Source organism: Nocardia sp. NPDC004568, from assembly GCF_040609955.1.
In the GTDB taxonomy this organism is placed as follows: Bacteria; Actinomycetota; Actinomycetes; order Mycobacteriales; family Mycobacteriaceae; genus Nocardia.
Map to the genome: position 1 here is coordinate 105,021 of NZ_JBEXLL010000002.1, position 15,380 is coordinate 120,400.

Consider the following 15,380-nt stretch of genomic DNA (forward strand, 5'->3'; position numbering starts at 1 on the left):
GTCCCGGCCGCGCGCGAGGCCGGGACTGCGTGCTGTCGTACCGGAGGCTGTTACGCCTCGTTCTTACCCGCCAGCGCCTTGGCCTCGCGGCGGCGGCGGTGCAGGATCGGCTCGGTGTAGCCGTTGGGCTGCGCGGTCCCCTCCAGGATCAGGTCCTTCGCGGCCTGGAACGCGACACTGCCCGCGAAATCGGGCGCCATCGGACGATAGCCGGGGTCACCGGCGTTCTGCCGGTCCACCACGGGCGCCATCCGCTCGAGACTCGCCACCACCTCATCGGTGGTGACCACACCGTGACGCAACCAGTTGGCCATCAGCTGACTCGAGATCCGCAGGGTGGCGCGGTCCTCCATCAGCGCGATATCGGAGATGTCGGGCACCTTGGAGCACCCCACACCATGGTCGATCCAGCGCACCACGTAGCCCAGGATGGACTGCGAGTTGTTGTCGAGTTCCTGCTGCTTGTCGGCCTCGGACCAGGTCGTATCCGCGGCCAGCGGGATCTCGAGGATATCGTCGACACTCGCGCGCGCCCCGCCCTTGGCGATCTCGGCCTGCCGCTTGAACACATCCACCAGGTGGTAATGGGTGGCGTGCAGGGTGGCCGCCGTCGGCGAGGGCACCCACGCGGTGGTGGCACCCGCCTTGGGATGACCGATCTTCTGCTCGAGCATGCCGGCCATCAGATCCGGCATGGCCCACATCCCCTTGCCGATCTGCGCCTTGTGCGGCAGACCGGCCGCGATACCGGTATCGACGTTCCAGTCCTCGTAGGCCAGGATCCAGCGCTGGGTCTTCATCTCGGCCTTGCGGATCATGGGACCCGCCTCCATGGAGGTGTGGATCTCGTCGCCGGTGCGGTCCAGGAAGCCGGTGTTGATGAACACCACGCGATCGGCGGCGGCGTTGATACACGCCTTCAGGTTCACCGTGGTGCGGCGCTCCTCGTCCATGATGCCGACCTTGAGGGTGTTGCGCGGCAGGTCCAGCACATCCTCGACCGCGGCGAACAGGTCGTTGGTGAAGGCCACCTCGTCCGGACCGTGCATCTTCGGCTTCACGATGTAGACCGAACCCGTACGGCTGTTGGTCAGCGCCACGTCGTCGCGGAGGGAATGCTTGGCGATCAAGGAGGTGATGATGCCGTCGAGGATGCCCTCGGGAACCTCGTTGCCCTCGGCGTCCAGGATCGCGTCGCTGGTCATCAGATGGCCGACATTGCGGACGAACAGCAGCGACCGGCCGTGCACGGTCAGTTCGGACCCGTCGAGGGCTGTGTAGACCCGGTCCGGGTTCATGGTCCGGGTGAAGGTTTTACCGCCCTTGGTGACCTCTTCGGCCAGATCGCCCTTCATCAGGCCCAGCCAATTGCGGTAGCAGAGGGTTTTGTCCTCGGCGTCCACCGCGGCCACGGAGTCCTCGAAGTCCATGATCGTGGTGACCGCGGATTCGAGGACGACGTCCTTGATCCCGGCGGTATCGGTGCTGCCGATCGGCGACTCCGGATCGATCTGGATCTCGATGTGCAGTCCGTTGTTCTTCAGCAGGATCGACCGCGGCGCGGCCGGGTCGCCGATATAGCCGACCAGCTGACCGGCATCGGCCAGGCCGATGGTGGTGCCGTCCTCCAGGCCCACCTCGAGCTCACCGTCGACGATGGCGTAGGAGGTGGAGCCGATATGCGAGCCGGTGATCAGGGTGACCGCGTCGTCGAGGAAATTGCGGGCCCACTCGATGACCTTGTCCCCGCGCACCCGGTTGTAGCCGGTGCCCTTCTCGGCGCCCCCGGTCTCGGGAATGGCGTCGGTGCCGTAGAGCGCGTCGTAGAGCGAGCCCCAGCGGGCGTTGGCGGCGTTGACGGCGAACCGCGCGTTGCTCACCGGAACCACCAGCTGCGGACCGGCGGTACTGCTGATCTCGTCGTCGACGCCGGTGGTGCCGATGCTGAAATCGGCGGGCTCGGGCTGCAGGTAGCCGATCTCCACCAGGAACTGCTTATAGGCCGACTTGTCGTAGTTGGCACCCGGGTGTTCGCTGTGCCAGGCGTCCAGCTTGCCCTGGATCTCGTCGCGTTCGGCCAGCAGGGCCCGGTTGCGCGGCGCGAACTCGGTGATGATCCGCTCGGCGCCGGCCCAGAACGCGGCGGAATCGACGCCGGTACCGGGGAGCGCCTCGTTCTCTACGAAGTCGTGGAGAACGGTGGCAACCTCGAGCCCGCCGACCTTTTTCCGCTCTGTCATCTACGTGCCTCACTTCCGCGAAATACCGGGTGGAAAGTCGATGTTTATGTTACCGACCGGTAGCGGCGCTCCGATCGCCGGGTGATCACGTGGACGGGGGCGCAGAGGTCCCGGTCCGGACTCTACTCCGGACCGATACGACCGCCCGGGCTCCGCCGCGCGGACATCCCGGCGGCCGCGACGCCCCTTTTCCGGACTCCGGCGGGCCGGGCGAGCGCGCCCCGAATCGGCGCCGGAAAAATGAGCCGACAACCGCTACCGCCCTGTGCCACCATGTATTCCATCCGGTCCGCCACCCCGGCAGGGCTACGACACAGCGAAGGGAGGAGTGGTCTTGTATCCAGTCGCACCGGCCGGTGATCCCCGGTCGAACGCCGAGTCGGCAGCGCACACCAGCGCACCGAACCGGCCGATGGGCGTCCGCGGCGAACCGTCGCGACAGCCGGGTTCCGCCGTCGGCGATCTCGCGATCGACCGGCTCCTCCCGCAGCGGCGCTGACCGCCCGCCTTCTCCCGCATCCGTTGTAGTCCCGGCTGTCCCGGGCCGTCGAAACCTGGTGATTCCCATGCCGACCATCGCTGTCGCCGAACCGGCGACCCTCACTCCGGACAACTGGATACACACCCGGGTCCTGGTGCTCAATGCCAGCTACGAGGCGCTGGCCCGGATTCCGGCCGACCGGGCGGTGGTCCTGCTGACCAGCGGAATCGCCGAGTCCATCGTGATCCGGCAGCCGCATTTCCCGATCCGGTCCCAGCACACCGAGATCATGCTGCCGGAGACGATCCGCTTGGTCCGCTACCGGTACCTGGCCCATCTCGCGGTCCGCCGGCCCGAGGGCCGCGCCACCCATGCCGCGATCCTGCGGCGGGACGGGAACCGGTGCGGATACTGCGGCGCCGGGGCGCACACCGTCGACCACATCCGGCCGCGCAGCCGGGGCGGGCCCAACACCTGGGAGAACCTGATCGCGTGCTGCGTGACCTGCAATACCGGCAAAGCCGACCGCACTCCGGAAGAGGCCGGGATGCGGCTGCTCTGGCAGCCCCGGCCGCCGGACCCGCTCGCCCGGGCCCAGCGCCGGGTCTGGCGACACCTCGCGACAACGACCACCACCGAGGCGATCCACGAGAGGAGGGGATCGAGATGACCGTCGAGATTCTGGCAGACCTGCTGCCCGTCTCCGACAGCCGCGCATGGCATCGGGCAGCCTGCCGTGGCGACCCGAACCACGAGGCGTGGTTTCCCTACCCGTCCCAGGACTTCGCCTATGCGCGGGAAGTGTGCGGGCGCTGCCCGATCCGGCCCGAATGCCGGAGGTTCGCCGAGCGCACCGGACAATCCGGCGTGTGGGGCGGGCAGGAATTCGACCGAGGCACGATGATCCGGGAGTAGCCGGATCGAAGCTGGTCGGAGGCACTGTGGGGCCGTGCGGCGAGCACGGCCCCACAGTCGTGACCGTGGTGCGTCACGAGGCGGTTCAGGACCATAGACTGACTGTCCGTGGGTACCCATCGCAGCACCGGTTCTTCCCGGAGATCGAGCAAGGGACCGGTGATCGCGGCGGTTATCGTGGTGGTCCTGGTCGCACTGGTTTTCGGATGTTCTCGACTGGGCACGGATTCCGCGGACCGATCGGCCTCCGCGGGCACGTGCGTGGAAGGCGAGGCCGTCCTCGACGTCACGGCCGACCCGGAGGTCGCCGACCCGGTCCGCACCATCGCGGCACGATACAACGAGACCCGGCCGGTGGTCCGTGACCACTGCGCGAAGGTCGTCGTCACCGAGCGACCGTCCGCCGATATGGTGGCCGCCTTCACCTCCAACGCCACCTGGAATCCCGTCCTCGGGCCCCGGCCGGGCCTGTGGATTCCCGTGTCCAGCCGCGATATCGAGTCGATGCGGGTACCCGGCCTCATCGAAGGAACCCCGCAGTCGATCGCGTCCAGCCCCATCGTGCTGGCCGTACCGGAGATCCTGCGGCACGCGCTGGCCGCCACCCAGACCTCGTGGGCGGATCTGCCCCGGCTGCAACAGGGTTCACTCGATCAGATCGGCCTGCCCGGATGGGCCGGCCTGGAGCTGGCCCTGCCGCCGGGCGACAGCACGCTGGCCGTCGCCGCGGCCGTGGCGGGCGCGATCTCCGGCACCGAACCGCTCACCGAGGAGGCCGCGAAATCCGGCCAGGCGATTTCCGCGGTATCCGGTCTGGCCGCCGCCGCGCCCGAGGCCACCGATGTCTCCGCCGCGCTGACCACCCTGTCGGCCGCCGCGCCGGCCGAGGCGGCGGTGCACGCCGTACCCGTCACCCAGCGGCAACTGACGGCCAACGGCAGCGCCACCGCCTATGTCCCCGTCGGGGCGGCACCGGTGGCCGACTACCCCGCCGCCATCATGTCCGGTCCCTGGGTGGACGAGACACAGAATCTCATCGCCGGTCTGTTCGCCGATTACCTGCGCCGGCCCGAACAGCAGCGCGAGCTGATCGCCGCCGGCTTCGCCGCGCCGCCGGCCCAGCAGGTCGCCGCCCCGCCGCGCGCCGCGCTGGACCGGCTCCGGAAGGCGATCACCCACCCGGTACTCGGGGTGCAGGCCACCGCGCTGCTGGACGTGTCCTCCTCCATGAGCACCACCGAAGGTGAGCTGACCCGCCTGGCCAACACCGTGGGCGCGCTGGCCTCCACCCTGAACGTGATGCCGCCCGATTTCGGCCTGGGGATCTGGACCTTCGGCAAGAACGTCGACGGCGACAATCCGTACCGGGTCATCGCCGGGACCGCCCGCCTCGACGACGAGCATCGCGGCACCCTGATGGGCTCGCTCGGGAAGATCGAGGCCAGCGCGGACAGCGCCGACGAATGCTATCCGGCCCTGCTCGCCGCATACCGCGGCGCCGTCGAGACCTACGCCGCCGACCGCACCAATTCGATCCTGCTCGTCACCGACGGACCCGAGGACGAGTCCACGCTGAGCGGAGAAGACCTCCTGTCGGCCATCCAGGACGCGGGTGATCCCGCGACACCGGTCCGGGTGGACGTCATCGTCGTCGGCGGTGGCCAGGGCACCGATACGCTGCGCACGCTCGCCCAGCGCACCGGCGGCAGCTACGCCGTACTGCCGAGCAGTAACGACCTCGAGTTCGGTACCGCCATGGTCGGGGCGCTCACCACGCCCTGACCGGCAATCATCCGGACCGCCCCGCGCCGGATTCCCGCCAGCGATAGCGGGTGCGGGGCCGGCCGGTCCGGCCGTAGTCGGAACGCCGGTCCAGCACACCGTCTTCGGCGAGCCGCTCCAGATAGCGCCAGGCGGTGATCCGGGAGACCCCGACCGAGGTCGCGGCGTCGGCGGCGGTGAGCCCGTCCGGCGCGGCGCGGACCACGCGGGTGATCTCCGCGAGCGTATTCGGCGCGACCCCCTTCGGGGTGCCGGCCTGCCGCGCGGGCGTCCTCAGCACCGCCAGGGCCTGATCGATATCGTCCTGGGTCGCGGCGGCCGCACCGGTGGGCAGCGCACCGTGGAACTCGCGGTACCGTTCGAGTTTCTCCCGGAACGCCGCGAAGGTGAAGGGTTTCAGCAGATAGAGCACCACGCCGTGGGAGACGGCGGCCCGGACCATGGCGAGATCCCGGGCCGAGGTGATCGCGATGACATCCGGTCGCGGCCGCTGCCCGACGAGCGTCGCCGCCACCTCGAGGCCGCTCATATCCGGCAGACCGATATCGAGCAGCACCAGATCGATGGGCGTACCGGCGGCGGCGGAGGCGGCGACCGACCGCAGCGCGTCGCGGCCGGTGCGGGCGTGCCCCACCGCGCGGAATCCGGACATCCGACCGAGGTAGGCCGCGTGGGCGTCGGCGATCAGCGGCTCGTCTTCCACGATGAGCACCCGGATCATGCGCGCCGCTCCCGTGGAATACGTACCGTGACGGCACTCTCCGGAACGGTTTCGGTGCCGATGGCACCCCCGTGGCGAGTGACCAGCCCGAGCACCAGCGCCAAGCCCAGACCGTGGTGCCGGGCCTTGGTGGAGTATCCGCGTTCCGCAGCTCGGGTGAAACTGTCCGGTGGAATGCCGGGACCGCTGTCGGCAACCCGGACCGTCAGTGCCGTCGCGTCCGCGCGGGCGGTCACCTCGACCCAGGCGTCGGGGCTGCCGGCGGCGGCGTCGATCGCGTTGTCGATCAGATTCCCCATCAGGGTGACCGCCTCCCGGGTGGTCAGCGGCGCCGCCGAATCCATGGCGGTATCGGCGGTCACGGTCAGTTCGACATCACGTTCGGCGGCCTGATTCACCTTGCCCAGCAGCAGGGCCGCCAGGACCGGATCACCCACCTCGGCCAGCAGCCGATCGATCAGTACCTGGGACAGCTCCAGTTCCGCGGTCGCGAATTGCACCGCCTCGGCATAACGGCCCAGCTCCACCATGGTGACGACGGTATGCAGCCGGTTGGCCGATTCGTGCGCCTGAGCCCGCAGGGATTCGGCGAAACCCCGGACGGTATCGAGTTCGCCCATGACCGTCCGCAACTCGGTGTGGTCGCGGATGGTGGTCACCGTGCCGTGCGCTCGGCGGCCCAGATCCACGACGTCCTGGTTGACCAGCAGCACCCGGTCGGCGGTCACATGCGTTTCGTCACGTACGGTCCGGCCGTCCAGGTCACGCAGTGAGGTCGGCAGGTCGGCCCGGGTCACCGGCCCCGCAGGCAGTTCCAGCAACCGGCGGGCCTCGTCGTTGACCACCTCCGCCCGCTCGCCCGTGGGCCCGAAGACCAGCAGCCCTTCGTGGACGGCGTGCAGGACCGCGTTGTGGTGTTCGTACATCGCCCACAGCTGCGCGGGTGCCAGCCCCCGGGTCTGCCTGCGCAAGCGGCGGTTCAGCAGCAGCGATCCGGCGGCGGCGACGAAAAGACCCACGGCCGTGACCCCGAGGATGGCGGGCAGCTGGGCGGTGAAGCGTGCCCCGATCACGGCCCGGGTGACGCCCGCGGAGACCAGCGCGATCACCCGCCCATCGGCGTAGACGGGGGTCACCGCGCGGATGGAGGGGCCCAGGCTACCGGTGTAGATCTCGGTGAAGGTGGCACCGGCCAACGCCCGGTCGATGTTCCCGCTGAACGGTTTGCCGATCCGCGCCGGATCGGTGTGGGTGAACCGGGTGCGGTCGGGAGCCATCACCACGATGAAATCCACCCCGGTCTCCTGCCGGATCCTTTCGGTCACCGGTTGCAGCAGCGTGGTCGGATCCGGGGAACGCACCGCCGCCGCGGTGGACGGCGCCGCCGCGACACTCACCGCGATATCGGTGACCTCGCGGGTGACCGTGCGGTCGCCCTCGCGTCGGGCGTCCAGTACCGCGTACCCCGCCCAGAGAGCCGTGACCAGCGCCAACAGCACCAATTGCAGGACGAAGACCTGTCCCGCCAGGGACCATCGACCGGTTCGCACGAGTTCCTCCGCTGAACGAAATGCACAAAAGCGTGACCGACGTCACGTACCAGTCCACCATTACACAGGGGCGTGGTGGCCGGGTTCACCCGCCCGTGCACTACGACTCGGGAGGAGGCCTGGTCATGGAGGACCGGACTCGAACACGGCGGGATCGCACCCACTGGCTGTATCTGGCGGTCGTCGCCGCCGTCCTGGCGGGCATACTGGTCGGCTGGCTCGCCCCGGACGCCGGCCGCGCGCTGGCGCCGCTGGGCACGATGTTCGTCGATCTGATCAAGATGATGATCGCGCCGGTCATCTTCTGCACCATCGTCCTCGGTATCGGATCGGTGCGCGCGGCCGCCACCGTCGGCAAGGTCGGTGGGCTGGCGATCGGCTACTTCCTGGTCATGTCCACCGTGGCACTGGGTATCGGACTGGTGGTCGGCAATCTGCTCGACCCGGGCACCGGGCTGAACATCACCGAGTCGGCGGGCCAGGGCGCCAAGTACGCCGAGGAGGCGCACGGGGCCGGTGGCACCGTGGAATTCCTGCACAGCATCATTCCTACGACTCTGGTCTCCTCGCTGACCGCGGGGAGTGTGCTGCAGGCACTGTTCGTGGCGCTGCTGGTCGGATTCGCGGTACAGGCCATGGGTTCGGCCGGGGAGCCGATCCTGCGCGGGGTCACGCTCCTCCAGAAGCTGGTCTTCCGGATCCTGTCGATGATCCTGTGGCTGGCCCCGATCGGCGCCTTCGGCGCGATCGCCAATGTGGTCGGCCGCACCGGGCTCGACGCCGTGGTCCAGCTGGCCACCCTGATGATCGCCTTCTACCTGACCTGCCTACTGTTCGTCTTCGGGGTTCTCGGCGTGCTGCTGCGGCTCGTGGCGCGGGTGTCGATCTTCAAACTGTGCCGTTATCTGGCGCGCGAGTACCTGCTCATCGTGGCCACCTCCTCCTCCGAATCGGCGCTGCCGCGACTGATCGCGAAGATGGAGCACATGGGGGTCCAGCGCACCACGGTGGGCGTGGTCGTGCCGACCGGTTATTCGTTCAACCTGGACGGCACCGCCATCTACCTGACCATGGCCTCCCTCTTCATCGCCGATGCGATGGGACAACCGCTGAACCTGGGCGAACAGCTCGGCCTGCTGGTGTTCATGATCGTGGCGTCCAAGGGTGCGGCCGGTGTCACCGGCGCGGGCCTGGCCACGCTGGCCGGCGGACTGCAGAGCCACCGGCCCGAACTCCTCGACGGTGTGGGTCTGATCGTCGGGATCGATCGCTTCATGTCGGAGGCGCGCGCGCTCACCAACTTCTCCGGTAACGCGGTCGCCACGCTGCTGATCGGCACCTGGACCAGGACCGTGGACCCCGGGCAGGTGCGCGATGTCCTGGACCGGAAACTGCCGTTCGACGAGGAGACCATGGTGGACGACCACGACTCGCCGCCCGTCGAGGCGGACACCGCGAAGGTGCCCGTTCCCGCCTGACGCCGTTCTCTGGAACGGCACCCGGCCGGGCGCTGCCCGGCCTCCGGCGTACTGACCGCGCCACACCGCTGACCATGCTTCCGGTGCCTCCGGAACACCGCGCCGGTCGTCACCTGCATCGGCCGAGCGGGTGCACCGACTCTTCCGGCGCCGTACGCGCGTCAGTCCGTGTAGGCCTCGAGCGGCGGGCAGGTGCAGACCAGGTTGCGGTCGCCGAAAGCCCCGTCGATCCGGCGCACAGCGGGCCACACCTTCGGCCGGTCGTGCCCGAGGCCGAGCGGGTACACCGCGACCTCCCGGCTGTACGGATGATCCCAGTCGCGGACCAGGCTCGCCGCGGTGTGCGGGGCATTACGCAGCGGGTTGTCCTCGGCCGGCCACTCTCCCGCGCCGACCCGATCGATCTCACCCCGGATGGCGATCATGGCCGCGGCGAACGCGTCGAGTTCGGCCAGATTCTCGCTCTCGGTCGGTTCCACCATCAGGGTGCCGGCCACCGGGAAGCTCATGGTCGGCGCGTGGAACCCGTAGTCGGCGAGCCGTTTGGCCACATCGTCGACGGTGACCCCGGTGCGCTTGGTGATCTCACGCAGATCCAGGATGCATTCGTGGGCGACCATATCGTTGTCGCCGGTGTAGAGAACGGGGTAGTACTCGCCGAGACGGCGGGCCAGATAGTTGGCCGACGCGATCGCGGTGAGGGTGGCCCGGCGCAGACCCTCGGCTCCCATCATCCGGATGTAGGCCCAGGTGATCGGCAGGATCGAGGCCGACCCGTACTCCGCCGCCGACACCGCGTGCGACCCGGCGACCAGCGGATCGCCGGGCAGGTAGGGCGTCAGATGGGAACGGACCGCGACCGGACCGATTCCCGGACCACCACCACCGTGCGGGATACAGAACGTCTTGTGCAGGTTCAGATGGCTGACGTCGCCGCCGAACCGGCCCGGCCGGGCCAGGCCGACCAGTGCGTTCAGGTTCGCGCCGTCGACGTAGACCTGGCCGCCGGCATCGTGCACCAGCGCGCACAGTTCGGCGACCTCGTTCTCGTACACGCCGTGCGTGGACGGGTAGGTGATCATGATGCAGGCCAGGCGTTCGGCGTGATCGGCGATCTTGGCGCGCAGATCGTCGAGATCCACATCGCCGTTGGCCCGGCACTTCACCACCTCGACCCGCAGGCCCGCCATCGCGGCGGACGCGGCATTGGTGCCGTGCGCGCTGGACGGGATCAGGCAGGTGTCCCGGCGGGCATCACCCCGGTCCATGTGATAGCGGCGGATGGCCAGCAGTCCCGCGTATTCGCCCTGGCTACCTGCGTTCGGCTGCAGGCTCACCGCGTCGTACCCGGTGATCTCGGCCAGCCAGCGTTCCAGATCGTGGATCACCCGCCGCAGACCCGGCGTATCGGCGGCCGGTGCGTAGGGATGCAACCGCGCGAATCCGGGCCAGGTGATCGGCTCCATCTCCGCGGTGGCATTGAGCTTCATCGTGCAGGAACCGAGCGGGATCATGCTGCGGTCCAGGGCGATGTCCTTGTCCGACAACGCGCGCAGATACCGCAGCATCGCCGTTTCGGTGTGGTACCGGGTGAACGCGGGATGGGTGAGATACTCCGAGGCCCGGTCCTCGATCGCGGTGACGGCCGGCTCGGCGGGGGCGATACCGAAGGCCTCGAGCACGATGGCGAGGTGGTCGGCGGTGGTGGCCTCGTCGCAGGCCACGGCCACATGGTCGTCGTCCACCCAGCGCAGATTCACCCCGCGCGCGGCCGCCTTGGCGACCACTGTCTCCGCCTGGCCCGGCACCCGGGCCAGCACGGTGTCGAAATAACGGTCGTGCACCAGGGCCGTGCCGAGCGACCCGGCCAGCCGCGCGGCGTGCCCGTGGACCCGCCGGGCGATGGCCCGCAGTCCGTCCGCGCCGTGGTAGCAGGCGTACATCCCGGCCACGATGGCCAGCAGCACCTGGGCCGTACAGATATTGGAGGTGGCCTTCTCCCGGCGAATATGCTGTTCGCGGGTCTGCAGGGCGAGCCGGTAGGCCAGGGCGCCGTCCGCGTCCTTGGACACTCCGACCAGCCGGCCCGGCAGCTGACGCGCGTAGTCGGCGCGTACCGCCAGGTATCCGGCATGCGGGCCGCCGAAGCCCATCGGGACTCCGAACCGCTGGGTCGTCCCGAAACAGACATCCGCGCCCTGCTCACCCGGTGGCGTGACCAGGGTGAGCGCGAGCAGATCCGCTCCGGCCGCCACCAGCGCGCCGCGCTCGTGGGCAGCGGCGATGGTCGTCGACCAGTCCACGATCCGGCCCGAGGCACCCGGAACCTGCACCATCACGCCGAAGAACTCCCCCTCGGGCAGGCCGTCCCCGGCGAGGTCGGCCTCCACGATCTCGATCCCCAGCGGTTCGGCCCGCGTGGCCAGCACCGTACGGGTCTGCGGGAACAGATCGCGGTCGACCACCAGCCGGGCGGGAGCCCGGCGGTTGACCCGGCGCAGCAGAGTCATCGCCTCGGCGGCCGCGGTGGCCTCGTCGAGCATGGACGCATTGGCGACATCGGTGCCGGTCAGATCGGTCACCATGGTCTGGAAATTGAGCAGCGCCTCGAGCCGGCCCTGACTGATCTCCGGCTGGTAGGGCGTGTACGCGGTGTACCAGGCCGGATTCTCCAGCAGATTACGCACCAGCACCGGCGGCGTCAGGGTGTCGTAGTAGCCCAGGCCGATCATCGACGTGGCGACGCGATCGGATTCGGCGAGCACCCCGAGTTCGGCGAGCACGTCGTGTTCGGTGCCCGGTGCGGGCAGCCCGGCCAGCGGATCGTCATCGCGAATCCCGGCGGGCAAGGCGGCAGCCGCCAGCTCGTCGGCCGAACCGACGCCGATCGCCGCGAGAATCCGCGCGAACTCGTGGTCGTCCGGTCCGATATGACGATCTGCGAAGGTCTGGGTCACCGCGGCTCCCTGGGTGGGACGGCCGACCGGCACGGTCGGCTCGGGGCCCTCCCCCTCTGTCGCGGCGCCTGAGAGCTTCGGCGGCCGGATCTCGCTCGGCCACCTTTCACCTTGGGCGGGTGGCCCGCAGCCACCACTTTCCAGAGGCGCCGGTTCCCGCACGGTCCTGGTGCCTGAGAGATTGACGGGGAGGTGCTGCTCCTTCGGCGCCCGGATCCGGCGAGGATCCGGGACTCTCCCGCACGGCTACGACGCCCGCTGATTCTAGCCCGGTGCGCGACAACGGCCGGGACTCACCCGCCGGTAAGTGGCGTGGCCCTCACTCGGCACGTCGTCACCGGCGGGAGCGGATCAGCCGGTTTTCCGGGTCAGTCGCGCCTTGCGGCGGTAGGACAATTCGTCCTCGGGGCGTTCACTGGTCTCCGAGGCGCGTTCGGCGGGGAATGCGGCGATGGCACCGGTGAGCTCTCGCATGGCGCTGTTCACCGCGATACCGAATACCCCTTGGCCGCCCTGCAGTAAATCGACGACTTCTTCCGGTGAGGTGCACTCGTATACCGAGGTTCCGTCGGAGAACAGAGTGATATTCGCCAGATCCTCTACTCCGCGACTACGCAGATGATCGACGGCGATACGGATGTTCTGCAGCGAAATACCGGCGTCGAGCAGCCGCTTGACGATTTTCAGGACCAGGATGTCCTTGAACGAATACAGCCGCTGGCTGCCCGAGCCCGCCGCCCCGCGAATGGACGGCACCACCAGACCGGTCCGCGCCCAGTAGTCCAGTTGCCGGTAACTGATACCGGCGACCTGACAGGCTGTCGGCACCCGGTATCCCACCAGGTCGTCGGGGACCGAATCGTCGGGGAACAATCCGGGTTGTATTTCGTAGCGCCGAGGCGGGCCCTCTTCCGATCGCATATCCCGCATATTCTCTGCCACTGAACTACTCCCTTGCTCCGCCGATCAGTGCCTCTGGCCGACGGCCCGGCGCCGACTACGAGGCTACTCTTCCCATTCTCTCGGCCGCAGCAGTGCCGAACCAAACGCGACGCGCGGTAACAGTCTCGACCTGTAGTTGAGGTCTAGAAAAAAGGGCGAGTTCTCAACTATCGGTCGCTTTGAAATCGTCGGGCGATACCGACTCGAGGAACTCCTTGAACTTTTCGACCTCGTCCTCGCGTTCGTCCGGCATCACCAGACCGGCTTCCTCGAGCACGGATTCCGCCGCGTAGATCGGGCAGCCCACACGCAGGGCGATGGCCACCGAATCCGACGGCCGCGCCGAGATCCGCACTTCGTTGTCGAAGACGAGATCGGCGTAGAACGTGCCTTCCTTCAGGTCCACGATATGAACCTCCTCGAGGGTGTGCCCGAGATCCGCGATCAAGATCTTGATCAGATCGTGGGTGAGCGGCCGGATCGGTGTGACGCCCTCCTGTTCGAGCACAATGGCCGTGGCCTCCGCCTGTCCTATCCAGATCGGCAGATACCGCTCCCCCTCCGCCTCCCGCAGCAGCAGGACGGGCTGGTTTTGTGGCTGCTCGACCCGGATGCCGATCACGCGCATTTCGCTCATCGCACTGCCTCCCATACTCCCCGGCTGCCCGCCCTCGCCGATGCAGGGCTCGCCGTACCACGAGTCTAGGCGAATTCGGCGCGGCGCCGCGATCGCTGACGGACACCGGAATCGGTGTGTTGCCACCGGTCTACCCACCGGCCGCTCGGCCGCAGGTCAGACCGGATTCCGCCGATGACGGCGGGAAACGGACGCTCGGTTCATCCGCCGAGCGAGTTGCGCACCGACGCCTTCACGAGGCTCGCGTGCAGCGTCAGCGACAGCGCGGCAAGCTCGCGGACCGTTTCCTCGGCCCGCGCCCGGGCGCCGGCGTCGCGGCTCTTGGCGATCGGTGCCGCGATCTGCGCCACCAGTGCCGCCTCCCGGTCCGCGGCGAGCTTGAACGCGCGCAGATGCCGCGCCTCCAAACCGAATTCGGCCATCGCCTTGGCGGTCGTCGCCAGGGTCACCGCATCGGCGTCGAAGAACCCGGCCGGACCCGGGGTGATCAGGTTCGCCCGGATCAGGTCGTTGAGGAACGTCTCATCGATCCCGGCCCGGTCCAGCAGGTCCGCTCGGGTCACCCGGATCTGCTGATCGAACTCGAAATCGTCGGGCGTGACGCGACCCGGCGGCACACCCAGCCGGCGTGGTGGGCGCGGCACACCGGTACTGTCGTCCGGCACCGCATGCCCCGCCTCCGGACGAGCGGTCCGCGCTCGGGCGCGGGCTTCCCGCACCCCGAGCGTCGCGGCACCGCTGTCGATCGCCTCGAGTTGTTCCTTGATCACCTTCAACGGCAGGTACTGGTCCCGCTGCGCCGTCAGGACGAAACGCAACCGCTCGCAGTCCGCGACCGAGAACCGGCGGTAACCGGACGGCGTCCGCTCCGGCCGGATCAGGCCCTCCGCTTCCAGGAAGCGGATCTTGGAAATGGTGATATCCGGAAAATCCGGTCGCAGCAGATCGAGCACGGAGCCGATCGACATCCCTCCGTGCGCCCACTGCTGCGCCGCGCCTGTCATGATCTCGAGTCTTTCATGCCGAGGCGCCGATCACCCGGACCGGCGCACCGATCGTCAGCTGTTCACAGACTTCCCGCACCGGCCGCCGAACCGGCCTCCTGGGTCCGCGGACCCGTGAGGAACACCAGCCGGAATTTACCGATCTGTACCTCGTCACCGTTCTGCAGCTCCGACGAATCCACCGGCTCGCGATTGACGTAGGTGCCGTTCAGGCTGCCCACGTCGACGACCTGGAAGGAATCCTCGTCCTGCCGGAACTCGGCATGGCGACGGCTGACGGTGACATCGTCGAGAAAGATATCGCTGTCGGGATGCCGGCCGGCCGAAGTGGTGGGCTGGTCCAGCAGGAAACGCGAACCCGCGTTCGGGCCGCGTTTGACGACGAGCAGCGCCGCCCCGACCGGAAGACCCTCGACACCCTGCACCGGCTGTTCACCGGTCGGCTCGCCGGAGCGCGACGCGTCGACCTCGTTCAGGAAATCCGCGCGGAAGACCGACGTCGTCTCGGCCGCGGTCTCCCCGTAACCCGGGTCTTTGTTCTCGCTCACCGTTTCTCTCCTCCTCGAACCTCATAAACCATGCAGGCAGATGCCGCGATAAGACGTGGCTGGGCGGCCACGACTCCGGGCGGCACATCCGTTGGCATTGACCGTACCCTGCCGGGCCGTACCCG

General features: G+C 68.6%; 12 protein-coding genes and 1 riboswitch. Of the genes, 4 read left to right on the forward strand and 8 right to left on the reverse strand.

From position 1 onward, the window contains the following. Positions 1-50: 50 nt before the first annotated feature. Positions 51-2,240 carry a malate synthase G gene (locus tag ABZV91_RS01465; protein WP_355233778.1) on the reverse strand — a complete coding sequence of 730 codons (2,190 nt, stop codon included), beginning with the start codon at positions 2,238-2,240 and terminating at the stop codon, positions 51-53. A gap of 566 nt (positions 2,241-2,806) precedes the next feature. Between ABZV91_RS01465 and ABZV91_RS01470 the strand changes: the two genes are divergently transcribed. The 3 genes from ABZV91_RS01470 to ABZV91_RS01480 all read left to right on the forward strand — a co-directional run bounded on the left by ABZV91_RS01470 (position 2,807) and on the right by ABZV91_RS01480 (position 5,418). Continuing rightward, entirely contained in the window at positions 2,807-3,391 is a 585-nt protein-coding gene (locus ABZV91_RS01470) for an HNH endonuclease (RefSeq protein WP_355233780.1), read from the forward strand. After that, on the forward strand, positions 3,388-3,636 hold the full coding sequence (locus ABZV91_RS01475; protein ID WP_355233782.1) for a WhiB family transcriptional regulator: 249 nt from the start codon (positions 3,388-3,390) through the stop codon (positions 3,634-3,636). The genes ABZV91_RS01470 and ABZV91_RS01475 overlap by 4 nt, the downstream gene beginning before the upstream one ends. A 108-nt stretch (positions 3,637-3,744) precedes the next feature. After that, positions 3,745-5,418, forward strand: coding sequence for a VWA domain-containing protein (locus ABZV91_RS01480; protein ID WP_355233784.1), 1,674 nt, complete (start codon positions 3,745-3,747; stop codon positions 5,416-5,418). A 7-nt stretch (positions 5,419-5,425) separates the two neighbouring features. Here ABZV91_RS01480 and ABZV91_RS01485 read toward each other — a convergent pair whose 3' ends face one another. Both ABZV91_RS01485 and ABZV91_RS01490 read right to left on the reverse strand, forming a co-directional pair. Beyond that, the gene (locus ABZV91_RS01485; RefSeq protein ID WP_355233786.1) at positions 5,426-6,139 is read right to left on the reverse strand and encodes a response regulator; all 714 of its coding nucleotides are present in this window, start codon (positions 6,137-6,139) and stop codon (positions 5,426-5,428) included. Further along, positions 6,136-7,689: an ATP-binding protein gene (locus ABZV91_RS01490; protein WP_355233788.1), complete on the reverse strand. Its 1,554-nt coding sequence runs from the start codon at positions 7,687-7,689 to the stop codon at positions 6,136-6,138. The genes ABZV91_RS01485 and ABZV91_RS01490 overlap by 4 nt, the downstream gene beginning before the upstream one ends. 125 nt (positions 7,690-7,814) lie before the next feature. Here ABZV91_RS01490 and ABZV91_RS01495 point away from each other — a divergent pair, with 125 nt between their 5' ends. Beyond that, positions 7,815-9,167 carry a cation:dicarboxylase symporter family transporter gene (locus tag ABZV91_RS01495; protein ID WP_355233790.1) on the forward strand — a complete coding sequence of 451 codons (1,353 nt, stop codon included), beginning with the start codon at positions 7,815-7,817 and terminating at the stop codon, positions 9,165-9,167. Positions 9,168-9,328: 161 nt separating this feature from the next. Here the strand turns inward: ABZV91_RS01495 and gcvP are convergent, their stop codons facing one another. From gcvP to ABZV91_RS01520, 5 genes are all read right to left on the reverse strand, one after another. Further along, positions 9,329-12,124: an aminomethyl-transferring glycine dehydrogenase gene (gene gcvP / locus ABZV91_RS01500; RefSeq protein WP_355233792.1), complete on the reverse strand. Its 2,796-nt coding sequence runs from the start codon at positions 12,122-12,124 to the stop codon at positions 9,329-9,331. Between the two features lie 151 nt (positions 12,125-12,275). Beyond that, positions 12,276-12,375, reverse strand: a riboswitch (glycine riboswitch). A gap of 100 nt (positions 12,376-12,475) precedes the next feature. Continuing rightward, complete coding sequence (locus ABZV91_RS01505) at positions 12,476-13,045, reverse strand: MerR family transcriptional regulator (protein ID WP_355233793.1); 570 nt, start codon at positions 13,043-13,045, stop codon at positions 12,476-12,478. A gap of 184 nt (positions 13,046-13,229) precedes the next feature. Then, entirely contained in the window at positions 13,230-13,703 is a 474-nt protein-coding gene (locus ABZV91_RS01510) for a bifunctional nuclease family protein (RefSeq protein WP_355233795.1), read from the reverse strand. 200 nt (positions 13,704-13,903) lie between these two features. Then, on the reverse strand, positions 13,904-14,707 hold the full coding sequence (locus ABZV91_RS01515) for a MerR family transcriptional regulator (protein WP_355233797.1): 804 nt from the start codon (positions 14,705-14,707) through the stop codon (positions 13,904-13,906). 62 nt (positions 14,708-14,769) lie between these two features. After that, complete coding sequence (locus ABZV91_RS01520) at positions 14,770-15,255, reverse strand: FHA domain-containing protein (RefSeq protein ID WP_030520553.1); 486 nt, start codon at positions 15,253-15,255, stop codon at positions 14,770-14,772. Positions 15,256-15,380 lie beyond the last annotated feature (125 nt).

Excerpts from the sequence above, each read along its gene's own strand:
- ABZV91_RS01515 (WP_355233797.1), bottom strand. The coding sequence starts at position 14,707 with ATGACAGGCGCGGCGCAGCAGTGGGCGCACGGAGGGATGTCGATCGGC.
- ABZV91_RS01470 (WP_355233780.1), top strand. The coding sequence starts at position 2,807 with ATGCCGACCATCGCTGTCGCCGAACCGGCGACCCTCACTCCGGACAAC.
- ABZV91_RS01485 (WP_355233786.1), bottom strand. The coding sequence starts at position 6,139 with ATGATCCGGGTGCTCATCGTGGAAGACGAGCCGCTGATCGCCGACGCC.
- ABZV91_RS01505 (WP_355233793.1), bottom strand. The coding sequence starts at position 13,045 with ATGCGATCGGAAGAGGGCCCGCCTCGGCGCTACGAAATACAACCCGGA.
- ABZV91_RS01465 (WP_355233778.1), bottom strand. The coding sequence starts at position 2,240 with ATGACAGAGCGGAAAAAGGTCGGCGGGCTCGAGGTTGCCACCGTTCTC.
- ABZV91_RS01510 (WP_355233795.1), bottom strand. The coding sequence starts at position 13,703 with ATGAGCGAAATGCGCGTGATCGGCATCCGGGTCGAGCAGCCACAAAAC.
- ABZV91_RS01475 (WP_355233782.1), top strand. The coding sequence starts at position 3,388 with ATGACCGTCGAGATTCTGGCAGACCTGCTGCCCGTCTCCGACAGCCGC.
- ABZV91_RS01495 (WP_355233790.1), top strand. The coding sequence starts at position 7,815 with ATGGAGGACCGGACTCGAACACGGCGGGATCGCACCCACTGGCTGTAT.